The organism is Lysinibacillus sp. JNUCC 51 (assembly GCF_015999525.1).
Classification (GTDB): Bacteria; Bacillota; Bacilli; order Bacillales_A; family Planococcaceae; genus Lysinibacillus; species Lysinibacillus xylanilyticus.
The window spans coordinates 1,223,886-1,246,352 of the sequence record NZ_CP065545.1 but is presented as its reverse complement, the minus strand read 5'-3'; the positions used below and the strand labels follow the sequence as shown (position 1 = coordinate 1,246,352).

Genomic DNA, 22,467 nt, shown 5'->3' with positions numbered 1-22,467 from the left:
ATATGAAAACGATTAAAGAAATTACTACAGCATTAAAAGAAGTGGAGGAATGGCAGGATTGGATGACAGGGATAGCAACCGATGAACGTGCAGGAGTGCAAAAGGCTTGGCAAGGCTGGAAAAAGCGCCAAGAGAAGAAGCAACAGCTACTGCAGGAACATCAAGCGAAAGTTGATTTCGATCAAAGTTACGGAGGAGAAAATACTTTAATTGCTGGGGTAGATGAAGCAGGGCGTGGACCGTTAGCAGGACCGGTAGTAACAGCTGCTGTTATTTTACCAGCAAACTGTGAGGCTCTAGTCGGATTAAATGATTCAAAGCAATTATCAAAAGATAAACGCAATGCTTATGCCGCTTTAGTAAAAGAGCATGCATTATGTTATTTTATCCATTTCCAATCAGCACAACAAATTGATGAATTAAATATTTACGAAGCGACGAAGCAATCGATGAAGATAAGTGTAGAATCGTTATCTATTAAACCTAATTATGTGTTAGTTGATGCTATGACGCTACCAATCTCAATTCCACAGAATTCAATAATTAAAGGGGATGCGAAAAGCTTAGCTATTGCAGCTGCATCCATATTAGCAAAAACGGCTCGAGATGATTATATGGATCAATTGGACGAGGAATTCCCTATGTATGGTTTTGCCCAGCATGCTGGATATGGTACAAAACAGCATTTAAAAGCACTTGAAGAGTTCGGTCCAACAATCCATCATCGTAAGTCGTTTGAGCCAATAAAATCAATGCTTTAAGGCATTTTAATAACATAATTGCATACAAAAAATAAAAGGCACATCACCAAAAGTTAGGAAGGATATTTGCTATAACGTATATTATGTGGATAAGTTGATTGGAGCGGAGACTGGACGCCCCCCATGAAAGCGCGCAGTCGGAGCGGAAATCAACCCTACGCTATGGTGATGAGCCAAATAAAAATAGAAGCCAATTACGCCAAGGAGTAATTGATGAAAGGAGTATGTATATGACAGCCACATCTTTTAATCCGATTCAAATGCAACAAGCTACTTTAACCTCAGCTAATCAGCCACTCACTTTAAAACAAGGACAAGTATTTCAAGGAACAATTAAACAATTATATCCAGATCAAATGGCAGAAATTCAAGTTGGTCATCAAAAATTTGTTGCTAAACTCGAAGTGCCACTAAAAGCAGGAGATGCCCATTTCTTCCAAGTAACGGGTACAAGCCCACAAACAGAACTAAAAGTTGTTACGGGCCCTATGGAGCAAACGACTTCCCAAAGTCAACAAATTAATCAATTACTTGAATCAATGAATTTGCCAAAAACGGCTGAGATGCAGCAACTTCTAACTCATTTTATGAAAGCGCAACTCCCGATTTCAAAAGAGCAGTTGATGCAAGCAGAAATGTGGTTAAAAGGATTACCAGAGGACGTTACTAAGATGGATGCCCTGCAAGCCATTCAAAAAATGGTAGAGTTAAAAATGCCAATGACAAATGATGTTTTTCAAGCTCTTATTAGTGGACAAAAGACTAATGGCATGATTTCCGTAATGGAAAACTTTACACAGCTTTTAACGAAAGAACTCGCTTTACCAGAAAACCTTAAGCAAAATCTAATGCAACAGGTACAGGCTATTGCAAAGCCTTTTGAAGTAGAAACAGGTAGTTTAGTACTTGCTAAGTCCATACAAATATTAACGAATAATGCTGCTTCTATGAGTGAAAAGATTCAAGCCATGAATATCTTAAAGGAGGCAGGAATACTTCCTCAGCAGGCAACCTTGCAAAACTGGTCAAGCCTTAACGATGTAAAGTCTATACAGTCAAATCAGTTTCAGCAGGCAGGAGAAGTTATTCAAGCAATTTTAACGACAAAATCTGACAATATAAATCATCTTGTTGACCAGCTTAAATCTTGGACGGCAAATCAAAGCTTGCTAACCGATGAACAAAAGCAGTCATTAAATCAACTTATCGATAGACTTAATCAGCTACCAGCAACTAAACAAACTCTAGAGATTTTTGCAAAACAGATGCAAGAACAACTTATAAAAGCGTTTGCAGAAAATTCCTCGGAGCGTTTATTTACACAAGACGCTAATGCTCTTTCAGTAAAGGACCACTTATTATCACTTTTAAAGCATGAAGCTACTACTCCGCTACAAAATGAAGCATTCATGCGAAGTCTTATGAAAAATAGTGTTGAATCCCCGCAATCAATGATTCAGCAGATTGTTACGCAAGCAGATGCCTATGTACAAAATTCTATGGACAGTAAAGCGATGGAACATGCGCTTAAAACGGTATTAAAAAATCTAGGGGTTAGCTATGAAGCGACACTTAATAATAAGTCGGCAGATTTACAGCAGATTGCGCATCAATTAAAACCGCAGCTACATACATTATTGCAGGAAACACATATTTCTCCACAGCTGAAAGAGGCCGCAGAAATGTTAATGACACGAATGAACGGCATGCAGCTAGCATCAGGGGAGAATGGCCATCAGCATCAGCTTATTATGCAAGTGCCATTGGAATTTTTCGGTAAGAAAATGGATGCGACATTGCAGTGGAATGGGCGCATGAAGGAAGACGGTAAAATTGATGCCAATTATGCGCGTATATTATTTTATTTACAAATGGAATCTATGAAAGAAACGGTTATTGATATGCAGGTTCAAAATCGTGTAGTTTCTGTGACAGTATTTAATGAAAATGATGATATTATTCCGCTTGCAGAACCACTGAAAGCAGCGTTAAAAATAGGCCTAGCTGAAAAAGAATATCAACTTTCGGGAGTTTTTATTAAACAATTTGAAAAAGCCCAGCCTGCTAAAACAACCCCTGTAGTAGAACAGCAGGAGGAACATAGTGGGGTGGATTTTCGCGTATGAGTGAAGAAAAATTTACTCGAAAAGAGGCCATCGCTCTCACGTATAAGTTAGGACGTTTTGATAGTCCAACAGTAGTAGCAAAAGGAAAAGGAAAAATAGCTGAAAATATATTAGCGCGCGCGAATGAGCACGATGTCCCGATTTATGAGGATCCAAACCTTGTCCAACTACTTGGACAATTAGATCTAAATGAGTCAATCCCAGAAGAATTGTATGAAGCTGTTGCTGAGGTTTTTGCATTTATTTATCGATTAGACCAACAATATGCTCGAAAATATAGAAAAAATAGAGAATTCTGATTTTCATAAAACTCTGTTTTAGTACACTAAATAGAAGAATGCGTCATATTAAAAGATAAAAAATGAATAAGAGACAAGGTATAGACTTTATCAGAATCTTTCGTTAGAATAGATTATGTTAGTAAAACAATTTTATGCAAATGTTTGATGGGAGGATGTATTATGAATATCCATGAATATCAAGGGAAAGAGATTCTTAGAAAATATGGTGTAGCTGTACCAAACGGAAAAGTAGCTTTTTCCCCTGATGAAGCAGTGAAAGTAGCGAAAGAACTTGGCTCTAATGTGACAGTAGTCAAGGCGCAAATTCATGCAGGTGGACGCGGTAAAGCAGGGGGCGTAAAAATCGCTAAAAACCTTGACGAGGTGCGTACATACGCAAAAGAATTAATAGGTAAAATTTTAGTAACTCATCAAACAGGTCCAGAGGGAAAAGAAGTAAAACGCTTATATATTGAAGAGGGTTCTGATATCCAAAAAGAATACTATTTAAGTCTAGTATTAGACCGTGCAACATCCCGTGTAACAATGATGGGGTCTGAAGAGGGTGGCATGGATATTGAAGAAGTAGCGGAATCTAATCCAGAAAAAATCTTCAAAGAAGTTGTGGATCCTGTTGTTGGATTAACAGGTTTCCAAGCACGTCGCATGGCGTTTAATATGAATATTCCAGCTAACCTAGTGGGGAAAGCTGTTAAATTAATGTTAGGCTTGTATCAAGCATTTATCGACAAAGATGCTTCAATTGTAGAAATTAATCCACTTGTTATAACTGGACAAGGAGAAGTTTTGGCATTAGATGCTAAATTTAATTTCGATGCAAATGCGTTATATCGTCATAAAGATATTGTCGAATTACGTGATTTTGATGAAGAAGATCCGAAGGAAATCGAAGCATCAAAATATGACCTTAGTTACATTTCGTTAGATGGCAACATTGGCTGTATGGTTAATGGAGCTGGTCTTGCAATGGCTACAATGGACACAATTAGCTATTATGGCGGAAGCCCTGCTAACTTCCTAGATGTAGGTGGCGGTGCAACGGCAGAAAAAGTAACAGAAGCTTTCAAAATTATTCTTTCTGATCCACAAGTAAAAGGCATTTTCGTAAACATTTTTGGCGGAATTATGAAGTGTAACATTATTGCCGAGGGTGTTGTGACAGCTGCCAAAGAAATTGGCTTAGCTGTGCCGTTAGTTGTACGTTTAGAAGGTACAAATGTAGAACTTGGAAAAGAGATTTTAAATGCATCTGGTTTAAACATCGTTGCAGCGGATTCAATGGCTGACGGTGCACAAAAAATTGTGGGACTAGTAGGCTAAGGAAGGCAGGGAGAACAATGGCTGTATTTATTAATAAAGATACTAAGGTAATTGTACAAGGGATTACGGGCGAAACTGCGCTTTTCCATACGAAGCAAATGCTTGAGTATGGTACTAAAATTGTAGCTGGAGTAACACCGGGTAAAGGTGGACTTGAAATCGAAGGAGTACCTGTATTTAACACTGTGGCGGAAGCTGTAGCTGCAACAGGCGCAACAACTTCAGTTATTTATGTACCTGCTCCATTCGCTGCAGATGCTATTTTAGAGGCTGTAGATGCTGAATTAGAATTAACAATCTGTATTACTGAACATATTCCTGTCCTTGATATGGTTAAGGTTAAACGTTATATGGAAGGTAAAAAGACACGTCTAGTAGGCCCGAACTGTCCGGGTGTTATTACGGCAGATGAATGTAAAATTGGTATTATGCCAGGTTATATCCATACGAAAGGGCATGTAGGAGTTGTTTCTCGCTCTGGTACGTTAACATACGAAGCCGTACACCAATTAACACAAGCTGGTATTGGTCAAACTACAGCTGTAGGTATCGGTGGAGACCCTGTCAACGGTACAAACTTTATCGATGTTTTGGAAGCGTTTAACAACGATCCAGAAACATATGCAGTTGTAATGATTGGGGAAATTGGGGGTACAGCTGAAGAAGAAGCGGCTGAGTGGATTAAAGCAAATATGACAAAACCTGTCGTTGGCTTTATCGGTGGACAAACAGCACCTCCAGGTAAACGTATGGGTCACGCAGGTGCTATTATTTCAGGTGGTAAAGGAACAGCAGCAGAGAAAATTAAGGCAATGAATGCTGCTGGTATTGAAGTAGCAGAAACGCCATCTGTCATTGGTGACACACTTATTAAAGTAATCAAAGAAAAAGGGCTATACGAAAAGTGTAAAACCCATTAAAATGGAAGATGTAGCACGTTGTGGCTACATCTTTTTCTTTATTTTGGCATGGCTTTAAACGCTTTTAATGGAATTGTGTTCAAGAGATGAAATAGCTAACTCCCTACTTACTGTAAAAGGACCTTTCCTAAAAAAAGCTATGTCATTAAAGATGCGGTCATTTAATTTCTTCTATTAAAAGGAGGTTTTTAAATGATTTTTTCAGTCGATACACAGAGATTACTAGCTTTACATTATATATACCCATTACCACTTCAAAAACTTCAGCAATTATTGTCCCCGGTGGATATACTAAGTTATTTTGAAGAAGCGCCCCCCAACGAGATTGCCAAAGCACTACAAATATCATCTCAAAAAGCATTGGAAATATCTCAGATTTTCCGACAAATTGTGACATTTCCATTTGAGGGAGCTTATGAACGGGCCAATATTTCCCCTATCCCTTTTCATCATCCTGTTTACCCGGCGCAATTATTTGAAATATCCAGTCCACCTACTGTATTGTATGTGAAAGGTCAGTATTCTCTATTAACGAAAGAAAAACAAGTAGCTATTATAGGCTCTAGAAAGGCTACAGCTTATACAAAGACTGCGATGGACCTAATCGTCCCGCCACTTGTTGAACACGAATATACAGTTGTAAGCGGACTTGCAAGAGGGGCAGATACGATAGCTCATGAGACAACCATAAAAGTTGGCGGATCCACAATTGCAGTGCTTGGGCACGGGTTTAATTATTTATATCCTAAGGAAAACCAGTCTCTCGCTGAGCATATGGCGGAGCATCAGTTACTTGTCACAGAGTACCCTCCGTATATGAAGCCTGAAAAATGGCATTTTCCAATGCGTAACCGAATAATTAGCGGGTTGTCCAAAGCTTTAGTTGTAACCGAAGCAGCATTAAGAAGTGGAACGCTTATTACAACAGAATATGCATTAGATCAAGGAAAAGATGTATTTGTTGTACCGGGTCCAATTAATGCGGAGCAATCAAAAGGCACAAATAAACTACTATTAGAAGGGGCTATTCCGGTGTGCAATGGTCATGAAATCGTTGAAACACTTACTCTCTTTTCTAACAAAAATTGAAAAAAAGTTGCATTATCTTAAAATCTGTTATACATTTTGCAACAGGTAACTTAAAAAATTAGCAATAGACCTCTCTAAGGGGGAGACATAGATGGCGGATTATTTAGTGATTGTAGAATCACCAGCAAAAGCAAAAACAATTGAACGATATTTAGGGAAAAAATATAAAGTAAAGGCGTCTATCGGGCATGTTCGTGATTTACCACGTAGCCAAATGGGCGTTAGTCCTGAAAATAATTATGAACCTAAATATATTACGATTCGTGGTAAAGGGCCTGTTTTACAGGAATTAAAGTCTGCGGCTAAAAAAGTGAAGAAAGTATTTCTAGCGGCCGATCCAGACCGCGAGGGAGAAGCGATTGCTTGGCACCTTGCAACTGCATTAAATATTGATATTCATTCAGATTGTCGTGTCGTTTTTAATGAAATTACTAAAGATGCGATTGTAGAATCTTTTAAAAATCCACGTCCTATTAATATGGATTTAGTAGATGCACAGCAAACACGTCGTATATTGGACAGACTTGTTGGTTATAACATTAGTCCGATTCTTTGGAAAAAGGTTAAAAAGGGACTATCAGCAGGACGAGTTCAATCTGTAGCACTACGTATGATTATTGATCGTGAAAATGAAATTAAAAACTTCCAACCGGAAGAATATTGGACAATTGAAGGATCTTTTGAAAAAGGTAAGAAAACGTTCGATGCGCTTTATTATGGCAATGGCAAAGAAAAAATTAAATTAACAAATGAAGAACAAGTAAAATCTATTTTAAAAAATGTTAAAGGTACAAGTTTTGAAGTTGTCAATGTATCTAAAAAAGAACGTAAACGAAACGCAGCACCTGCTTTTACAACATCTTCATTACAGCAAGAGGCCGCACGTAAGTTAAATTTCCGTGCTAAGAAAACGATGATGCTTGCGCAACAATTATATGAAGGTATTGATGTTGGTAAAAAAGAGGGGACAGTCGGTTTAATCACTTATATGCGTACCGATTCAACACGTATTTCGGATACGGCAAAAACAGAGGCTATTGCCTACATTGAATCCAAATACGGCAAAGAATTTATCTCCACAGAATCGAAGCAGGCTAAAAAAGCATCTAATGCACAAGATGCCCATGAGGCTATTCGTCCAACTAGTACGATGAGAACTCCGGATGAATTAAAAGCGGTGCTTAGTCGTGACCAATTGCGCTTATATCGTTTAATTTGGGAGCGCTTTATCGCAAGTCAGATGGCACCAGCTGTACTTGATACAGTTGCTGTTGATCTTCAAAATGGGGATGTTTTATTCCGTGCAAACGGTTCGCAAGTTAAATTTGCTGGCTTTATGAAATTATATATTGAGGGTACAGATGATCAAACTGAAGAAACAACAAAGCTTCTACCTGAAATGGAAGTTGGCGATCAAGTAAAATCGCTTGAAATTGAGCCGAAGCAACATTTTACACAGCCACCACCACGCTATTCAGAGGCGCGTCTTGTAAAGACAATGGAAGAGTTAGGTATAGGGCGCCCGTCCACTTATGCACCGACCCTCGATACAATTCAGCGCCGTGGCTATGTCGTGTTAGATGCAAAACGATTTATGCCGACCGAGCTAGGAGAAATCGTACACCAACTTGTATTAGAGTTTTTCCCTGATATCATAAATATCGAATTCACAGCACAAATGGAGCAAGATTTGGATCATATTGAAGAAGGCGATCGTCAGTGGAAAGAAGTTGTACATGAGTTTTATAAGGATTTCGAGGTCCATGTAAAACATGCAGATGAGGCTATGGAAAAGGTTGTTATTAAAGATGAACCTGCCGGCGAGGATTGTGAGCTTTGTGGATCTCCAATGGTCTATAAGCTTGGACGATATGGGAAATTTATGGCTTGTTCAAACTTCCCAGATTGCCGCAATACAAAAGCTATTATGAAACCTATTGGTGTAAAATGTCCTTCCTGTGAAACAGGCGAAATTGTAGAACGAAAGAGTAAAACAAAGCGTTTATTCTATGGTTGCAATCAGTACCCAGAGTGTGAATTTGTTTCTTGGGACAAGCCAATTAGTAGACCATGCCCGAAATGTAGTGCATTATTAGTAGAGAAAAAAATTAAAAAAGGTGTGCAAATTCAGTGTACGAAATGTGACTATGAAGAGACACCTACTCAATGATAGAAAGATGGTAAGAACATGACTGAACAAGTAGTAAATGTAATAGGCGCAGGTCTTGCGGGCAGTGAGGCCGCTTGGCAAATTGCTCAACGTGGTGTGAAAGTTAAACTTTATGAAATGCGTCCGGTAAAGCAAACACCAGCCCACCATACTGATAAATTTGCAGAGCTTGTTTGTTCGAACTCACTACGTGCAAATGGATTAACAAATGCAGTAGGTGTGATTAAAGAAGAAATGCGTATTTTAGATTCTGTTATTATGAAGGCAGCAGATGCATGTTCAGTACCAGCAGGCGGTGCCTTAGCGGTGGATCGTCATGAATTTGCGGGATATGTGACAGAATCAGTAAAAAATCATCCTCTTGTCGAAGTAATTCATGAAGAAGTCACTGAAATTCCAGAAGGCATTACTGTAATCGCAACAGGACCACTAACATCGAAAGCTTTAGCTGAAAAAATTCAGGGCTTAACAGGGTTAGATTATCTATATTTCTACGATGCAGCAGCACCAATTATTGAAAAAGATAGCATCGATATGGAAAAAGTTTATTTAAAATCTCGATACGATAAAGGGGAAGCAGCTTATTTAAACTGTCCTATGACAAAGGAAGAATTTGATCGTTTCCGTCAAGCGTTAATCGAAGCAGAGGTTGTGCCATTAAAAGAATTTGAAAAGGAAATTTACTTTGAAGGCTGTATGCCTATCGAAGTAATGGCTGCTCGCGGGGAGAAAACAATGTTATTTGGACCGATGAAGCCAGTAGGTTTAGAAGATCCAAAAACAGGGAAACGACCTTATGCTGTTGTTCAATTACGTCAAGATGATGCAGCAGGAACTCTTTACAATATTGTTGGCTTCCAAACACATTTAAAATGGGGACCACAGAAAGAAGTACTGCAATTAATCCCGGGATTAGAGAATGTTGAAATCGTTCGTTATGGAGTTATGCATAGAAATACGTTCATTAATTCACCAAAGGTTCTAGAGAAAACTTATCAGCTTCGCGAGCGAAAAAATATTTTCTTTGCAGGTCAAATGACAGGTGTCGAAGGATATGTTGAATCTGCTGGTAGTGGATTAATTGCTGGTATAAATGCAGCTCGAGTAGCATTGGGACAAGAAACAATTATCTTCCCATTCGAAACGGCGTTAGGAAGTATGGCGCGTTATATAACAGAAGCACAATCTAAAAACTTCCAGCCAATGAACGTTAACTTCGGAATTTTCCCTGAATTACCACCGGGGCGTCGTTCAAAACCAGAGCGTGCAGAGATGCATGCAACACGTGCAATAAGCGCAATTCGTAATTTTGTGAATTCACAAACAATTTGATTGCAAAAAGCCTCTAAAAGTTGATATACTCTTAGAGGCTTTTTCTTTTTGTAGGTAAAATGCTAATTTACACGTATTTTATTCTTTTGTATGGAGATTTTCTCAAAATATAAACATTTCCACTTGCTATATGATGAAGATAGGTATAGTGTCAATATGTATGTTTTCTACTTTTCGATACCCAAAGTGACAAACCTAAAGAGATAAACGTAATTGTGCATTCTTTAAAAGGTGTAAGTATTTGGGTCCATTACCAAACATTAGTTATGGCATTGAAACGTATGCTATGTATATATGTTGGTTTCCGTTCCGACTGAGACGCCCCCCGGGAAAGCGACCAGCCGGAACGGAAACCAACCCCACGTTATGGTAATGAGCCGTAATTTTGAGAAGGTTTATAATAATTCGTTGGTGGTGAATCTTTTAATGTTAGTTTCGTCACAAGATGCACTTGAGCAGTTTATGCTTTATATCCAAATTGAAAAAAACTTCTCTGTTCATACAGTGCGAGAATATGAATCGGATCTACTAGATTTTTTAGCGTTTTTGCAGGTGGAAGGCGTAAATGATTTAGCTAGTGTTGAGTATATACATGCACGTCTTTATGTAACAAAGTTGTACGATGAAAAGAGAGCAAGATCATCGGTGTCAAGGAAGATCTCCTCAATACGCTCTTTCTATCGCTTTCTAAATAGACAGTACGGATTAGATGATGGGGCGTTTCGATCACTTTATCATCCAAAAAAAGAATCACGCTTACCTAGTTTTTTCTACGAAGAAGAATTGAAGCAGCTATTTGATGCGAATGTTGGCGATGATTTGAAATCATTAAGAAATACAGCTATATTAGAGCTGTTATATGCAACAGGTATTCGTGTAAGTGAGCTCACCTCTATTCAAGTAGAAGATGTTGATTTTCATTATTCAATTATTAGAGTAATGGGAAAAGGGCGAAAAGAACGTATTATTCCATTCGGGCAATTTGCGAGTTTAGCTATGCAGGATTACATAGAACAAGCTCGTCCACGATTGATGAAAAACACTAGTCATCAGCAATTGTTTGTCAACATGCGCGGTGGGGAACTTACTCCTCGAGGTGTACGTCATATTTTAACAGAAATGATTGACAATGCCTCGCTCCATACGAAAATATATCCACATATGCTTCGCCATACTTTTGCCACACATTTATTGAATAATGGCGCAGATTTACGTACGGTGCAGGAGTTATTAGGCCACGCTCATTTAACTTCTACACAAGTTTACACACATGTAACAAAAGAGCATCTTCGTCAAACCTATATGAATGCTCATCCAAGGGCATAATAAGCTAAGGAGGAAGGCAAATGGGACAAATTCATGCGACTACGATATTTGCAGTTCATCATAATGGAGGTTGCGCTATGGCAGGTGATGGTCAAGTAACCCTAGGGAATGCGGTTGTGATGAAGGGTACAGCAAGGAAGGTCAGACGTCTGTTTAATGGGCAGGTGTTAGCCGGATTTGCCGGATCGGTTGCCGATGCTTTTACACTTTTTGAAATGTTTGAAGGAAAGTTAAATGAATACAATGGCAACTTACAACGTGCAGCGGTTGAAGTGGCTAAGCAATGGCGCGGTGATAAAATGCTACGCCAATTAGAGGCCATGCTACTTGTAATGGATAAAAGTACGCTCCTTCTTGTTTCGGGTACGGGAGAAGTAATTGAACCGGATGATGGGATTTTGGCAATTGGTTCTGGGGGTAATTATGCATTATCAGCAGGTCGTGCTCTGAAAAAATATGCGGGTGATACAATGTCTGCTCGCGAAATTGCAGAAGCGGCATTAGAAACCGCTGCTGAAATCTGTGTGTTTACGAATCATAATATTATCGTGGAGGCGCTTAACTAATGACAAAAAATAATTTAACGCCAAGACAAATTACTGAGCATTTGGATCGTTATATCGTTGGACAAAATGAAGCGAAGCGAGCGGTAGCTATTGCACTTCGTAATCGATATCGTCGCTCATTATTAAGTGATGAGATGAAGGCTGAGGTAATTCCGAAAAATATTTTGATGATTGGACCTACAGGTGTCGGAAAAACAGAAATTGCACGAAGAATTGCAAAACTAACGAATGCACCATTTGTGAAGGTAGAAGCAACAAAGTTTACAGAAGTAGGGTACGTTGGACGCGACGTCGAGTCAATGGTACGTGATGTAGTAGAAGCTTCTCATCGTCTTGTTAAAGAAGAAATGATGGAGTCTGTGAAAGACCAAGCAGAAGAATTAGCAAACGAAGCCATCGTAAAGTTATTGGTTCCTTCCTTACGAAAAAAACAGTCTATGCAAAATCCATTTGAAATGTTATTTGGTGGGAAAGAACAGCCGTCCAATGACGATTCATCTGAAGAAACTGAAGTACGCTCCAAACGTGCGCAAATCGCTATCGATTTACGTAATGGTAAATTAGAAAACGAATGGGTTACAGTTGAAGTAACTGAACAGAATCCTTCTATTTTCGATGCATTACAAGGAACGGGAATGGATATGTCTTCAAACAATGGCATGCAGGATATGTTATCTAGTTTGATGCCTAAAAAGCAGAAGAAACGCCGTGTACAAGTGAAAGATGCGCGCCGTATTTTAACAATCGAGGAAGCGAATAAGCTGATAGATGCAGATGAAGTTGCCCAAGAAGCTATTTTAAGAGCTGAACAGTCAGGTATTATTTTTATTGATGAAATTGATAAAATCGCTAGTAAGGATAGTAACTCCTCTGCGAATGTATCACGTGAGGGTGTGCAACGTGATATTCTGCCTATCGTTGAAGGTTCTACTGTAACGACGAAGTATGGTGCTGTAAAAACAGACTTTATGCTGTTCATTGCTGCTGGAGCGTTTCATATGTCGAAGCCATCAGATCTAATTCCTGAATTGCAAGGTCGATTCCCGATTCGAGTAGAGCTAGAAAAACTAACAAAACAAGATTTTGTACGTATTTTGAAAGAACCAGACCAATCACTTATTTTGCAATACAAGGCATTATTAGAAACAGAAGGCGTGGAAATAAACTTTACTGAAGACGCGATTGAACGAATTGCAGAAATTGCAACCGAGGTCAATCAAGAGACTGATAATATTGGGGCTCGACGTTTACACACAATTTTAGAACGCTTGTTGGAAGAACTATCCTTTGAAGCTGCAGAAATTGCTCCTGCTAGTATTCCGATCAATGCTGCATATGTAGATAGAAAACTTGCGGGTATAGTAAAAAACAAAGATTTGTCACAGTTTATATTGTAAGAAGGCTGAATAGTTGTTATTTAGTTGTAAAAAACTTTAGAATATTAAGTAAATACTCTTCGGAATATTTATAGGAGGAACATATAATGAACTTATTAGAAAAAACGCGTAAAATTAACTCGATGCTCCAAGCATCTGCTGGTAAGCCAGTAAACTTTAAAGAAATGGCAGATACATTAGGAGATATCATAGACAGTAATGTTTATATTGTAAGCCGTAAAGGGAAGCTTTTAGGCATTTCAATTCACCAACAAATTGAAAACGAACGTATGAAAAAGATGTTCGAAGAGCGTCAATTCCCAGAAGAATATACACATAGCTTGTTTACAATTTCTGAAACTTCTTCAAACTTAGATATCAATGACGAACATACTGCTTTCCCAGTTGAAAACAAAGAGCTATTCCAAAATGCATTAACAACGATTGTTCCGATTGTTGGTGGTGGTGAGCGTCTAGGTACATTAATTCTTGCTCGTTTATCTTCACAATTCGAGGATGACGATCTAATTTTAGCTGAGTATGGTGCAACAGTAGTTGGTATGGAAATTTTACGTGAAAAATCTGAGGAAATTGAAGAGGAAGCTCGTAGCAAAGCGGTCGTACAAATGGCAATTAATTCTCTTTCATACAGTGAGTTAGAGGCAATTGAACATATCTTTGAAGAGCTTGACGGCCATGAAGGCTTACTTGTTGCTTCAAAAATTGCAGACCGAGTTGGCATTACACGTTCAGTAATCGTAAACGCATTACGTAAACTAGAATCTGCAGGTGTAATCGAATCTCGCTCTCTAGGTATGAAAGGTACTTACATTAAAGTACTAAATGATAAATTCTTAAATGCATTAGCTGAAATTAAAATGAAATAATATTAAAACGTTCTTTGGGAACGGTTTAAGGCATCTGGAATGAAGTTATCCGGATGCCTTTTTAATTTCTTTCAGCAAGTCTTTTTTGTAGCGAAAGCGAAGCGGCAGGTACAAGTCTTTTTTGTAGCGAAAGCGAAGCGACAGGTACAGAAGTCTCTCACTCCTTTAAGAGTTAGGATGAATGTGGATTTAAGTTACTTTTCGGTGGGTGTCCAAACACCCTGCTGGAATCGAGGAACCTAGTCTAAGAACGCCACAACCTGTGGCAATGACTTAGTGACCAACTTCGTGCTGTTGCCGCTACGATTTCGCGCAAAAATCATTTGTTAGCCGAAAGCCTCCCGACGTAATTATGTCGAAGCGTAATGTGCTTAAAAACAAAATGGCGAAGGAAATCTTTATGAATACACGCGATGTGAGGAGTTTGATTGGAGTGGAGGCTGGGCGACTCCTCCGGGATCAGCGATAGAGGAACGAAGTCACGTCCTGTAATAACGCCTTCGTGACCAACATCGAAGCAGGAGCGACAAAGCGCCCAGCAGGAACGGAAATCAACCGCTAGTTTTTCCAAAAGAACCATAATTTATTTAACTTCCTTTCAGCTCGAAGTCTCCCACCTCTATAGGTGGTGAGATGAATGCGGTTTTAAGTCCCTTTTCAGCAAAAAGTTAAGGCCTCCGGCGGATGTCATGGAATCGGAAAGGAGTTAATAAAGGAAGTTAGCCTAAAATCATCGTATCCATGCGATAACGGCTAACTGACCTGTGTCGGTGCTGTGTTGCCGCTGCCGCTGCCGCTGCCGCTACGTTAACACTACGCTTTCGCGCAAAAAACATCTGCAGGCCTAAGCACAAAGCCGATTCAGGAATCAATTATGCCGAGGCATAATTGATTATCACACCTAAATTTCATTAGTAACATGAAGGCATCTGAAATAATTATTTCAGATGCCTTTTTGAACTTTTTCGTAATTCGACAAGGATTCGACGAAATTTTTAGCCGGTTTACAATACTCTAATTAAGTCGAACTATGATATAGTACTAAATAGGGGGGAGGAATCATCTATGTTTTAATCCTTTTCCTCATCTCTATAGGTAAGTTTTTATCCCTCGTAGACGCAATTATCGTTGCTTTCTCCCTAAATTAGTTTTTTTGAATGCGAATTACTTTTTGCATAAGTGAAAAAAATAAATTACTCCAATGGTTACTTATAAGCCAGTCTAGAACTACTATTCTGAATTTTGTGCAATATTCCCAACTTGTACTTAAATAGTAAAAAGGAACTCTAATTTAGACATTGTGTCTACCGTTATTTTGTTAAAAAAAGGGGGGAATTCAATTCTAAAACCGTAAACACTGTCGAAATAGTGTAAATTGACTAGAAATGTGTTGTGCTCCGCGAAGCCTGTCGTAGTAAGGGGTGCGGAAGTATTGTCCTGGTTATTTGTAAATAAAAATGGGCCATATTCACTATTAGAAAGTGACAAAAGACAATAGACACTACGTATCATATTAATTACAATTGTGATATTGGATAAAAAATGAAATACATAAATGAGGTGAATGTTTTGGATTTGTTTGGAGGAACTATTAGTAGCCTGGAAAACGGACTTTCCTATGCAACTTTGAATCATAAAACAATCGCTAATAACATTGCGAATGTCGATACGCCGAATTATAAGGCGAAAAATGTAAGTTTTAAGGATATGTTGGAGAAAGAACAACAAATGTCAATTTCGGCATATCGTACTGATAGTAGACATTATGATTTCGAGATTCGACAATCAACACCTGGTGTGAATAATGTCGATGGCTTACGTTATCGAAATAACGGTAATGCCGTGGATATGGATGCTGAACAGGCGAAACTAGCGGAAAATCAAATTTATTACAATGCATTAATTGAACGTATGAACGGTAAGTTAAATACACTAAATACTGTTATTAAAGGAGGTAAGTAATAAATGTCTATTTTTCATGGAATGAATACCACAGCCTCAGCTTTAACAGCACAGCGTTTGCGAATGGATGTCATTTCTTCAAATATGGCAGGTATGGATACAACGCGTGCTAGACAAGTGAATGGGGAGTGGGAACCATACCGTAGAAAGTCTGTGACATTTACGGCGCAAGAGGGGCAGTTTTCAAAGTTCTTTAATGTCGCACTTGGTAAAAACGCAAAAAGTGGCGTTGGTAACGGCGTAAAAGTTACACAAATAAAAGAAGATACAGAAACACCTTTCAAACTTGTGTATGATCCAACTCATCCCGATGCGAATGCAGAGGGCTATGTGAATATGCCGAATGTAGATCCATTAAAAGAAATGGTAGATTTAATGTCAGCCACTCGTTCCTACGAGGCAAACGTAACTGTATTGAATGCAAATAAATCCATGCTGACAAAGGCTTTAGAGATTGGAAGATAAATAAGAAGAAAGGAAGATACATAATGACAATTTCGTCCGTTTCACAAATGACACCTACTCAGGTTGTAAATGAAACAAATAAACTTAATACGACACCTTATGAAGCACAACAGAGCTTTGCGAACTCGTTAAAAGAAGCAATATCAAAAGTTAATGATCAACAAATTACTTCTGATAATCTTACTCAAAAGTTAATTAATGGTGGAGATGTAGAGTTGCATGAAGTGATGATTGCATCACAAAAAGCAAGCATTACATTAAATGCAACAATTGAAGTTCGCAATAAGGTGATTGAAGCTTACCAAGAAATAATGCGAATGAGTGTCTAACTTTCAAGTGATGGATTCACTATTGAAGTAAAGAATATATCCTATAATTTAAAGTTTTTTAATGAATGATTGATGTGAAAGATAGACGCTTTCTTAGGGATTACGTTACAGATAATACACTGGAGCAAGTCAGTAGGGAATGAAGGTTAATAGCATCACTTCATGTGGTGATGCCTTCGTGACCAACATCCTGATTGTCCCAAGTGGCTCATCGGACGCTCCTGGGAAAAACCTAATCTAAACGGAAATCAAACTGTTAAGGTGATGATAATGATTGAATGTTATGGGATATCACTGTTTTCGCGAATTATTAGATGGATAGGTTATTCACTATAACCGGAGGATTCATAATGAATGAACGATTGACGAAAATAAAAAACGACACCAGCCAATTTTGGACAAGTCGCAGTAAAAAACAAAAAATTGTAATGATTGGTTCAGTATTAGGGATTATAGCGCTTGCTACCGTTATTACAATTTTTGCTACAAAAACTACATATGTACCACTTTATAAGGATTTATCGACAAGAGAAATCGGACAAGTGAAGGAAGCACTAGACACTCAAGGTGTAAAGTATGAAATTGAACCTGGTGGGACATCGATTTCAGTACCTGAAGACCAAGTAGATTCATTGTTAGTGCAGTTGGCATCGGAAGGATATCCGCAATCAGGATCGATTGATTACTCTTTTGCAAATAGCTCTGGTTTTGGTATGACAGATAATGAGTTTAATCTATTGAAAAAAGCTGCGACTGAAACAGAAATTGCAAAGCTTATTAAAAATCTAGATGGTGTAAAAGATGCAAAGGTAATGATCAACATTCCAGAAGAGGGAGTTTTCTTAAAGGATGTTAAAGAAGAAGCGACAGCATCTATTGTTTTGAATACTGATCCTGGCTATAAATTTACAGAACAACAAATTGCTACTATGTACAATTTAGTGTCAAAAAGTGTTCCGAACTTAAGTACGGATAATATTGTTATTTCTAACCAATTTTCAGATTACTTTGATCTACATGCAGCGACTACTGATGGAACTTCAACAACGACAGCAGAAGGTCAGTTACAAGCGAAGAAATTGATTGAGCGTGACCTACAACGACAAGTTCAAAGTATGCTAGGTACACTTATGGGACAAGACAAAGTAGTAGTTTCTGTAACAACTGACGTCGATTTCAAAAAAGAAAATCGTGAAGAAAAATTAGTTACGCCTGTTGACGAAGAGAATATGGAAGGAATAGCTATAAGTGCTCAACGTATTTCAGAACAATACTCTGGTACAGGAGCTGCAGCTACTGGTACACCTGAAGCTGAAACGACGACAGATAACTTCACAACATATAACGAAGGTGCAAATGGTAATGGGGATTACGAAAAAACTGAAGAGACAATTAATAATGAAGTAAACCGTATAAACAAAGAAATTCAAGAGGCACCATATAAAATTCAAGATATGGGTATCCAAGTAATTGTTGAACCACCGAAAGGCACTGACGCTGGAACGTTACCAAATGGGGTCCAAGAGGATATCCAGAAAATTTTAAGTACTATTGTTCGTACGACGATTTCTAAAGATGTAGCAGCTGAACTTACTCAAGATCAAATCGATGAAAAAGTAGCTGTATCAGTGCATCCTTTAAATGGTAAAGCGACAGAGACAGCTAGCGAAAAATCTGTTATTCCATGGTGGGTTTGGGTAATCGGCGGCATATTACTAGCTGTAATATTATTGCTTGCATTCTTTATTATCCGTTCACGTAAACGTGCAAAGGAAGAAGAAGAACTTAGTATCCTAGATGAACAAGAAGAACTAATGATTGAAGATATAAATGAAGAAATTGAAACGGAAGCTACAATGCGTCGTAAGCAGCTTGAAAAAATGGCAAAAGATAAGCCAGACGATTTTGCGAAGTTACTGCGTAGTTGGATTGCGGAAGACTAACTAGGAGGTTAGGCTGTGTCCAAGAAAGATAAGGAATTAACCGGAAAACAAAAGGCCGCTCTCTTGTTAATTTCATTAGGGCCTGAGGTTTCAGCTTCTGTCTATAAACACTTAACAGAAGAAGAAATTGAACGTTTAACATTAGAGATTTCAAGCGTAAAAAAAGTAGAAGCAAATGTTAAAGAGGAAATTATTGAAGAATTCCACAATATTGCACTTGCTCAAGATTATATTACACAGGGTGGTATTGGTTACGCGAAGACAGTATTGGAAAAAGCACTTGGTGTAGAACAGGCGCAAACGATTATTAATCGTCTAACATCTTCTTTACAAGTACGTCCATTTGACTTTGCACGTAGAGCTGATCCAGCACAAATTTTTAACTTTATTCAAAATGAACATCCACAAACAATTGCCCTTATTCTCTCTTATTTAGAGGCAGGGCAAGCGGGTGTTATTTTATCTTCATTACCACAAGAAGTACAAGCTGATATTGCTAAACGTATAGCCGTAATGGAATCAACTTCACCAGAAGTTATTAGTGAAATTGAATCTGTTTTAGAGCGTAAATTATCATCAACTGTTACACAGGATTACACGGAAACGGGTGGCGTTGACGCAGTTGTTGAAGTGTTAAATGGTGTAGACCGACAAACGGAAAAAACGATTCTCGATGCACTCGAAATCCAAGATCCAGAGCTTGCAGAAGAAATCAAAAAACGTATGTTTGTATTCGAGGATATTGTTACGCTCGACAACCGCTCAATTCAACGTGTTATTCGTGATTGTGAAAATGAAGACTTACTGCTTTCAATGAAAGTTTCAAGTGAAGAAGTAAAAGATATTATTTTCCGCAATATGTCACAACGTATGGCTGAGACATTTAAGGAAGAAATGGAAATTATGGGACCTGTACGTTTGCGTGATGTAGAAGAAGCGCAATCTCGAATTGTTGCGGTTATTCGTCGCTTAGAGGATGCTGGTGAGATTATTATTGCACGTGGTGGAGGAGATGACGTCATTGTCTAGAATCATCCGTTCTGTACACACACAGTCCAATGGCGATCATGTCAAAAAGATTCAAATTCGTGACATGTTTGAGATGCAAGAGATAGTAGATGGGGAAATTCAACCTCAAAAACAAATTACTATAGAAGAAGTGCTTGAAGAGCGCGAACGTTTACTTGCAGAGGCTAGAGCTATTTTACAGGCTGAACGTGAGGCTTTTGAACAAGAAAAGCAAATGTTCTTTCAAGAAATTGAACATTTAAAGCAAGGTTGGGAAGAAGAACGACCTAATCGAGTGCAAGAAGCTTATGATGAAGGATTTGGTCAAGGCTATGAGGATGGGATGAACAAAGCTAATGAAGCGATGGAACAATCCCTTCAAACGGCCAATGAAGTAATCATTCATGCGAGGGAAAATGCCCGAAAATATATTGAAGATCAGGAATTGATTATTTTAGAGCTAGGCTTAACTGCTGCAGAGCGAATAATTGATGCGTCTTTAGAGCGAGATAACGAATTATTTGTTTCGATCGTTCGTAGAGGACTTAAAGAAGCGAGAGAAATGAAAGAAATAAAAATTTACGTTTCGCCTACCTACTACGCTTTAATTACTGCTAATCGGGATGAACTAGCTGAAATGTTCCCAACTGACGTACCATTTATGATTTTTGTAAATGAGGATTTAGAAAATGAAACAGATTGTTTTATTGAAACAAATCATGGACGTATCGTTGTAAGTATTGATGAGCAATTGAACGAACTAAGATTGAAGCTACATGAAATATTAGAAAGTAAGGAATGATCTAGATGAAAACGGCTCAATTAATCGAACAAATTCCTCAAATACCAACCTTTAAAAAATTTGGTAGAGTAACCAGAGTTGTCGGCTTGATGATTGAGTCACAAGGTCCAGATAGTTCCATTGGTGATGTCTGTAAAATTCATGTGGAGACTTCTAAAAATGGCCATCAAATCATCTTAGCAGAGGTTGTAGGCTTCAAAGATGAAATTGTCGTCTTAATGCCTTTTACTTCTCTTAGAGAAATATCAATTGGCTGCCTAGTCGAAGGAACAGGGGCACCACTTGAGGTAAAAGTGGGCCCTGAGCTAATTGGTAAAATACTTGATTCTATGGGGAATCCAATAGATGGAACTGTATTACCGAAAGGATTAATGACAGTTCCGACAGAGCAGGACCCACCCAATCCGCTAACGCGCCCACCTATTAATGAAAGACTTGAAGTAGGCGTTAAAGCAATTGATGGCATGTTAACAGTGGGGAATGGACAACGTGTTGGTATTTTTGCTGGTTCTGGGGTCGGGAAAAGTACATTGCTCGGTATGATTGCTCGAAATACCCAAGCGGATTTAAACGTAATCGCGCTAATTGGAGAACGTGGTCGTGAGGTACGTGAGTTTATAGAACGTGATTTAGGACCAGAGGGATTAAGTCGATCAATAGTAGTAGCTGCTACTTCTGATCAGCCTGCCCTAATGCGAATTAAAGGGGCCTTTACCGCAACAGCAATTGCCGAATATTTTAGAAATCGCGGCTTAAATGTCATGTTGATGATGGATTCTGTGACTCGTGTTGCTATGGCGCAACGTGAAATCGGTCTTGCGACAGGTGAACCACCAGCTCAAAAAGGATATACACCATCTGTATTTGCAATTTTACCTAAACTATTAGAGCGCACAGGTACTAATGAGAAAGGCTCTATTACTGCCTTTTATACAGTGTTAGTAGATGGTGATGATATGAATGAGCCAATAGCAGATACGGTGCGAGGGATATTAGATGGACATATAGTCCTTGATCGAAACCTTGCCAATAAAGGTCAATATCCAGCTATTAATGTATTAAAAAGTGTCAGCCGTTTGATGAATCATGTAGCGGAGTCAGAACACAAAAAGGCTGCAGAACGATTAAGGGAGCTCTATTATACATATGACAAGTCAGAGGATCTAATTAATATCGGTGCCTATAAGACAGGAACATCAAAGGAAATTGATGAAGCCATTTACTATGAGCCTCTAATTACCGCTTATTTAAAGCAGGGCTATTTAGATAAGGTGACCCTTGAGGAAAGTAAGAATGAGTTAATTTCATTATCGAACGGTGGTGGAAGATAGGGTGGTAAGCTATATATATCGTTTTGAAAAAGTGTTAACCATTCGAGAGCAGGAAAAAAATGAAACAGAAATTGCCTATAAAGAATCTGTACGTTCTTTTGAAGAAATTGCAAAAAAGCTATATGAGTTGTTAAAAAAGAAAGAAGATTTAATAGAGTTTCAGCAGGAGCGTTTAGCTGTAGGTTCATCAATAGAGGAAGTTCATCACTATGCACGGTTTATTGATAGCCTCGAAAAAACAATAGCTGATGTACAGCAGAAAGTTGTTCAAGCTCGTGCAAAAATGAATTGGCACGAAGAAAAATTATTAGAAAAAAACTTGGAAGTACGTAAATTTGAAAAAATGCGAGAAAAAGATTTTAAAGTATTCCAGCAGGAACAGGATCGTATTGAAGGCATTTTTTTAGATGAGATTTCATCGCTTACGTATAACAAGAGAGAAATCAGGTGAT

General features: G+C 38.4%; 20 protein-coding genes. All 20 read left to right on the top strand.

What is annotated here, in order from left to right; translation table 11 throughout:
- Positions 1 to 2: 2 nt before the first annotated feature.
- Complete coding sequence (rnhB, locus tag JNUCC51_RS06385; protein WP_337991308.1) at positions 3 to 761, top strand: ribonuclease HII; 759 nt, start codon at positions 3 to 5, stop codon at positions 759 to 761.
- Between the two features lie 230 nt (positions 762 to 991).
- Complete coding sequence (locus JNUCC51_RS06380) at positions 992 to 2,887, top strand: TP0910 N-terminal domain-containing protein (protein ID WP_337991307.1); 1,896 nt, start codon at positions 992 to 994, stop codon at positions 2,885 to 2,887.
- Positions 2,884 to 3,186 carry an EscU/YscU/HrcU family type III secretion system export apparatus switch protein gene (locus JNUCC51_RS06375; RefSeq protein WP_337991306.1) on the top strand — a complete coding sequence of 101 codons (303 nt, stop codon included), beginning with the start codon at positions 2,884 to 2,886 and terminating at the stop codon, positions 3,184 to 3,186. The genes JNUCC51_RS06380 and JNUCC51_RS06375 overlap by 4 nt, the downstream gene beginning before the upstream one ends.
- 162 nt (positions 3,187 to 3,348) lie before the next feature.
- Entirely contained in the window at positions 3,349 to 4,509 is a 1,161-nt protein-coding gene (sucC, locus tag JNUCC51_RS06370; protein WP_337991305.1) for an ADP-forming succinate--CoA ligase subunit beta, read from the top strand.
- A 17-nt stretch (positions 4,510 to 4,526) separates the two neighbouring features.
- Positions 4,527 to 5,429 carry a succinate--CoA ligase subunit alpha gene (sucD, locus tag JNUCC51_RS06365; protein WP_337991304.1) on the top strand — a complete coding sequence of 301 codons (903 nt, stop codon included), beginning with the start codon at positions 4,527 to 4,529 and terminating at the stop codon, positions 5,427 to 5,429.
- A gap of 192 nt (positions 5,430 to 5,621) precedes the next feature.
- Complete coding sequence (dprA, locus tag JNUCC51_RS06360) at positions 5,622 to 6,518, top strand: DNA-processing protein DprA (protein WP_337991303.1); 897 nt, start codon at positions 5,622 to 5,624, stop codon at positions 6,516 to 6,518.
- A 91-nt stretch (positions 6,519 to 6,609) separates the two neighbouring features.
- On the top strand, positions 6,610 to 8,688 hold the full coding sequence (gene topA, locus JNUCC51_RS06355; protein WP_337991302.1) for a type I DNA topoisomerase: 2,079 nt from the start codon (positions 6,610 to 6,612) through the stop codon (positions 8,686 to 8,688).
- Positions 8,689 to 8,706: 18 nt separating this feature from the next.
- Complete coding sequence (trmFO, locus tag JNUCC51_RS06350) at positions 8,707 to 10,020, top strand: FADH(2)-oxidizing methylenetetrahydrofolate--tRNA-(uracil(54)-C(5))-methyltransferase TrmFO (RefSeq protein WP_337991301.1); 1,314 nt, start codon at positions 8,707 to 8,709, stop codon at positions 10,018 to 10,020.
- A 426-nt stretch (positions 10,021 to 10,446) separates the two neighbouring features.
- Positions 10,447 to 11,346 carry a tyrosine recombinase XerC gene (gene xerC / locus JNUCC51_RS06345; protein ID WP_134018966.1) on the top strand — a complete coding sequence of 300 codons (900 nt, stop codon included), beginning with the start codon at positions 10,447 to 10,449 and terminating at the stop codon, positions 11,344 to 11,346.
- Between the two features lie 20 nt (positions 11,347 to 11,366).
- Entirely contained in the window at positions 11,367 to 11,912 is a 546-nt protein-coding gene (gene hslV / locus JNUCC51_RS06340; protein ID WP_100543946.1) for an ATP-dependent protease subunit HslV, read from the top strand.
- Positions 11,912 to 13,309, top strand: a complete 1,398-nt coding sequence (hslU, locus tag JNUCC51_RS06335; protein ID WP_337991300.1) for an ATP-dependent protease ATPase subunit HslU — start codon at positions 11,912 to 11,914, stop codon at positions 13,307 to 13,309. The genes hslV and hslU overlap by 1 nt, the downstream gene beginning before the upstream one ends.
- 86 nt (positions 13,310 to 13,395) lie before the next feature.
- Entirely contained in the window at positions 13,396 to 14,175 is a 780-nt protein-coding gene (gene codY, locus JNUCC51_RS06330; protein WP_049668434.1) for a GTP-sensing pleiotropic transcriptional regulator CodY, read from the top strand.
- A gap of 1,569 nt (positions 14,176 to 15,744) precedes the next feature.
- Complete coding sequence (gene flgB / locus JNUCC51_RS06325) at positions 15,745 to 16,137, top strand: flagellar basal body rod protein FlgB (RefSeq protein WP_049668435.1); 393 nt, start codon at positions 15,745 to 15,747, stop codon at positions 16,135 to 16,137.
- A gap of 3 nt (positions 16,138 to 16,140) precedes the next feature.
- The gene (gene flgC, locus JNUCC51_RS06320; protein ID WP_134018960.1) at positions 16,141 to 16,602 is read left to right on the top strand and encodes a flagellar basal body rod protein FlgC; all 462 of its coding nucleotides are present in this window, start codon (positions 16,141 to 16,143) and stop codon (positions 16,600 to 16,602) included.
- Positions 16,603 to 16,625: 23 nt separating this feature from the next.
- On the top strand, positions 16,626 to 16,931 hold the full coding sequence (gene fliE, locus JNUCC51_RS06315) for a flagellar hook-basal body complex protein FliE (RefSeq protein ID WP_049668437.1): 306 nt from the start codon (positions 16,626 to 16,628) through the stop codon (positions 16,929 to 16,931).
- Positions 16,932 to 17,281: 350 nt separating this feature from the next.
- Positions 17,282 to 18,874 carry a flagellar basal-body MS-ring/collar protein FliF gene (fliF, locus tag JNUCC51_RS06310; RefSeq protein ID WP_337991299.1) on the top strand — a complete coding sequence of 531 codons (1,593 nt, stop codon included), beginning with the start codon at positions 17,282 to 17,284 and terminating at the stop codon, positions 18,872 to 18,874.
- A gap of 15 nt (positions 18,875 to 18,889) precedes the next feature.
- The gene (gene fliG / locus JNUCC51_RS06305) at positions 18,890 to 19,903 is read left to right on the top strand and encodes a flagellar motor switch protein FliG (protein WP_053483301.1); all 1,014 of its coding nucleotides are present in this window, start codon (positions 18,890 to 18,892) and stop codon (positions 19,901 to 19,903) included.
- A complete protein-coding gene (gene fliH / locus JNUCC51_RS06300; protein WP_337991298.1) occupies positions 19,896 to 20,684 on the top strand; it encodes a flagellar assembly protein FliH in 789 nt (262 codons plus the stop codon). Before fliG ends, fliH begins: the two co-directional genes overlap by 8 nt.
- 5 nt (positions 20,685 to 20,689) lie before the next feature.
- Complete coding sequence (gene fliI / locus JNUCC51_RS06295) at positions 20,690 to 22,015, top strand: flagellar protein export ATPase FliI (protein ID WP_337991297.1); 1,326 nt, start codon at positions 20,690 to 20,692, stop codon at positions 22,013 to 22,015.
- 1 nt (position 22,016) lies between these two features.
- Positions 22,017 to 22,466 (top strand): flagellar export protein FliJ, encoded by a 450-nt coding sequence (fliJ, locus tag JNUCC51_RS06290; protein WP_337991296.1) that lies wholly within the window; start codon positions 22,017 to 22,019, stop codon positions 22,464 to 22,466.
- Position 22,467: the final 1 nt, after the last annotated feature.

Bases quoted from the DNA above. Each gene is read 5' to 3' on its own strand.
- JNUCC51_RS06375 (WP_337991306.1), top strand. From the start codon at position 2,884: ATGAGTGAAGAAAAATTTACTCGAAAAGAGGCCATCGCTCTCACGTAT.
- flgC (WP_134018960.1), top strand. From the start codon at position 16,141: ATGTCTATTTTTCATGGAATGAATACCACAGCCTCAGCTTTAACAGCA.
- dprA (WP_337991303.1), top strand. From the start codon at position 5,622: ATGATTTTTTCAGTCGATACACAGAGATTACTAGCTTTACATTATATA.
- trmFO (WP_337991301.1), top strand. From the start codon at position 8,707: ATGACTGAACAAGTAGTAAATGTAATAGGCGCAGGTCTTGCGGGCAGT.
- hslV (WP_100543946.1), top strand. From the start codon at position 11,367: ATGGGACAAATTCATGCGACTACGATATTTGCAGTTCATCATAATGGA.
- sucC (WP_337991305.1), top strand. From the start codon at position 3,349: ATGAATATCCATGAATATCAAGGGAAAGAGATTCTTAGAAAATATGGT.
- codY (WP_049668434.1), top strand. From the start codon at position 13,396: ATGAACTTATTAGAAAAAACGCGTAAAATTAACTCGATGCTCCAAGCA.
- fliE (WP_049668437.1), top strand. From the start codon at position 16,626: ATGACAATTTCGTCCGTTTCACAAATGACACCTACTCAGGTTGTAAAT.
- hslU (WP_337991300.1), top strand. From the start codon at position 11,912: ATGACAAAAAATAATTTAACGCCAAGACAAATTACTGAGCATTTGGAT.
- xerC (WP_134018966.1), top strand. From the start codon at position 10,447: ATGTTAGTTTCGTCACAAGATGCACTTGAGCAGTTTATGCTTTATATC.
- fliI (WP_337991297.1), top strand. From the start codon at position 20,690: ATGAAAACGGCTCAATTAATCGAACAAATTCCTCAAATACCAACCTTT.
- fliF (WP_337991299.1), top strand. From the start codon at position 17,282: ATGAATGAACGATTGACGAAAATAAAAAACGACACCAGCCAATTTTGG.
- JNUCC51_RS06380 (WP_337991307.1), top strand. From the start codon at position 992: ATGACAGCCACATCTTTTAATCCGATTCAAATGCAACAAGCTACTTTA.
- sucD (WP_337991304.1), top strand. From the start codon at position 4,527: ATGGCTGTATTTATTAATAAAGATACTAAGGTAATTGTACAAGGGATT.
- rnhB (WP_337991308.1), top strand. From the start codon at position 3: ATGAAAACGATTAAAGAAATTACTACAGCATTAAAAGAAGTGGAGGAA.
- topA (WP_337991302.1), top strand. From the start codon at position 6,610: ATGGCGGATTATTTAGTGATTGTAGAATCACCAGCAAAAGCAAAAACA.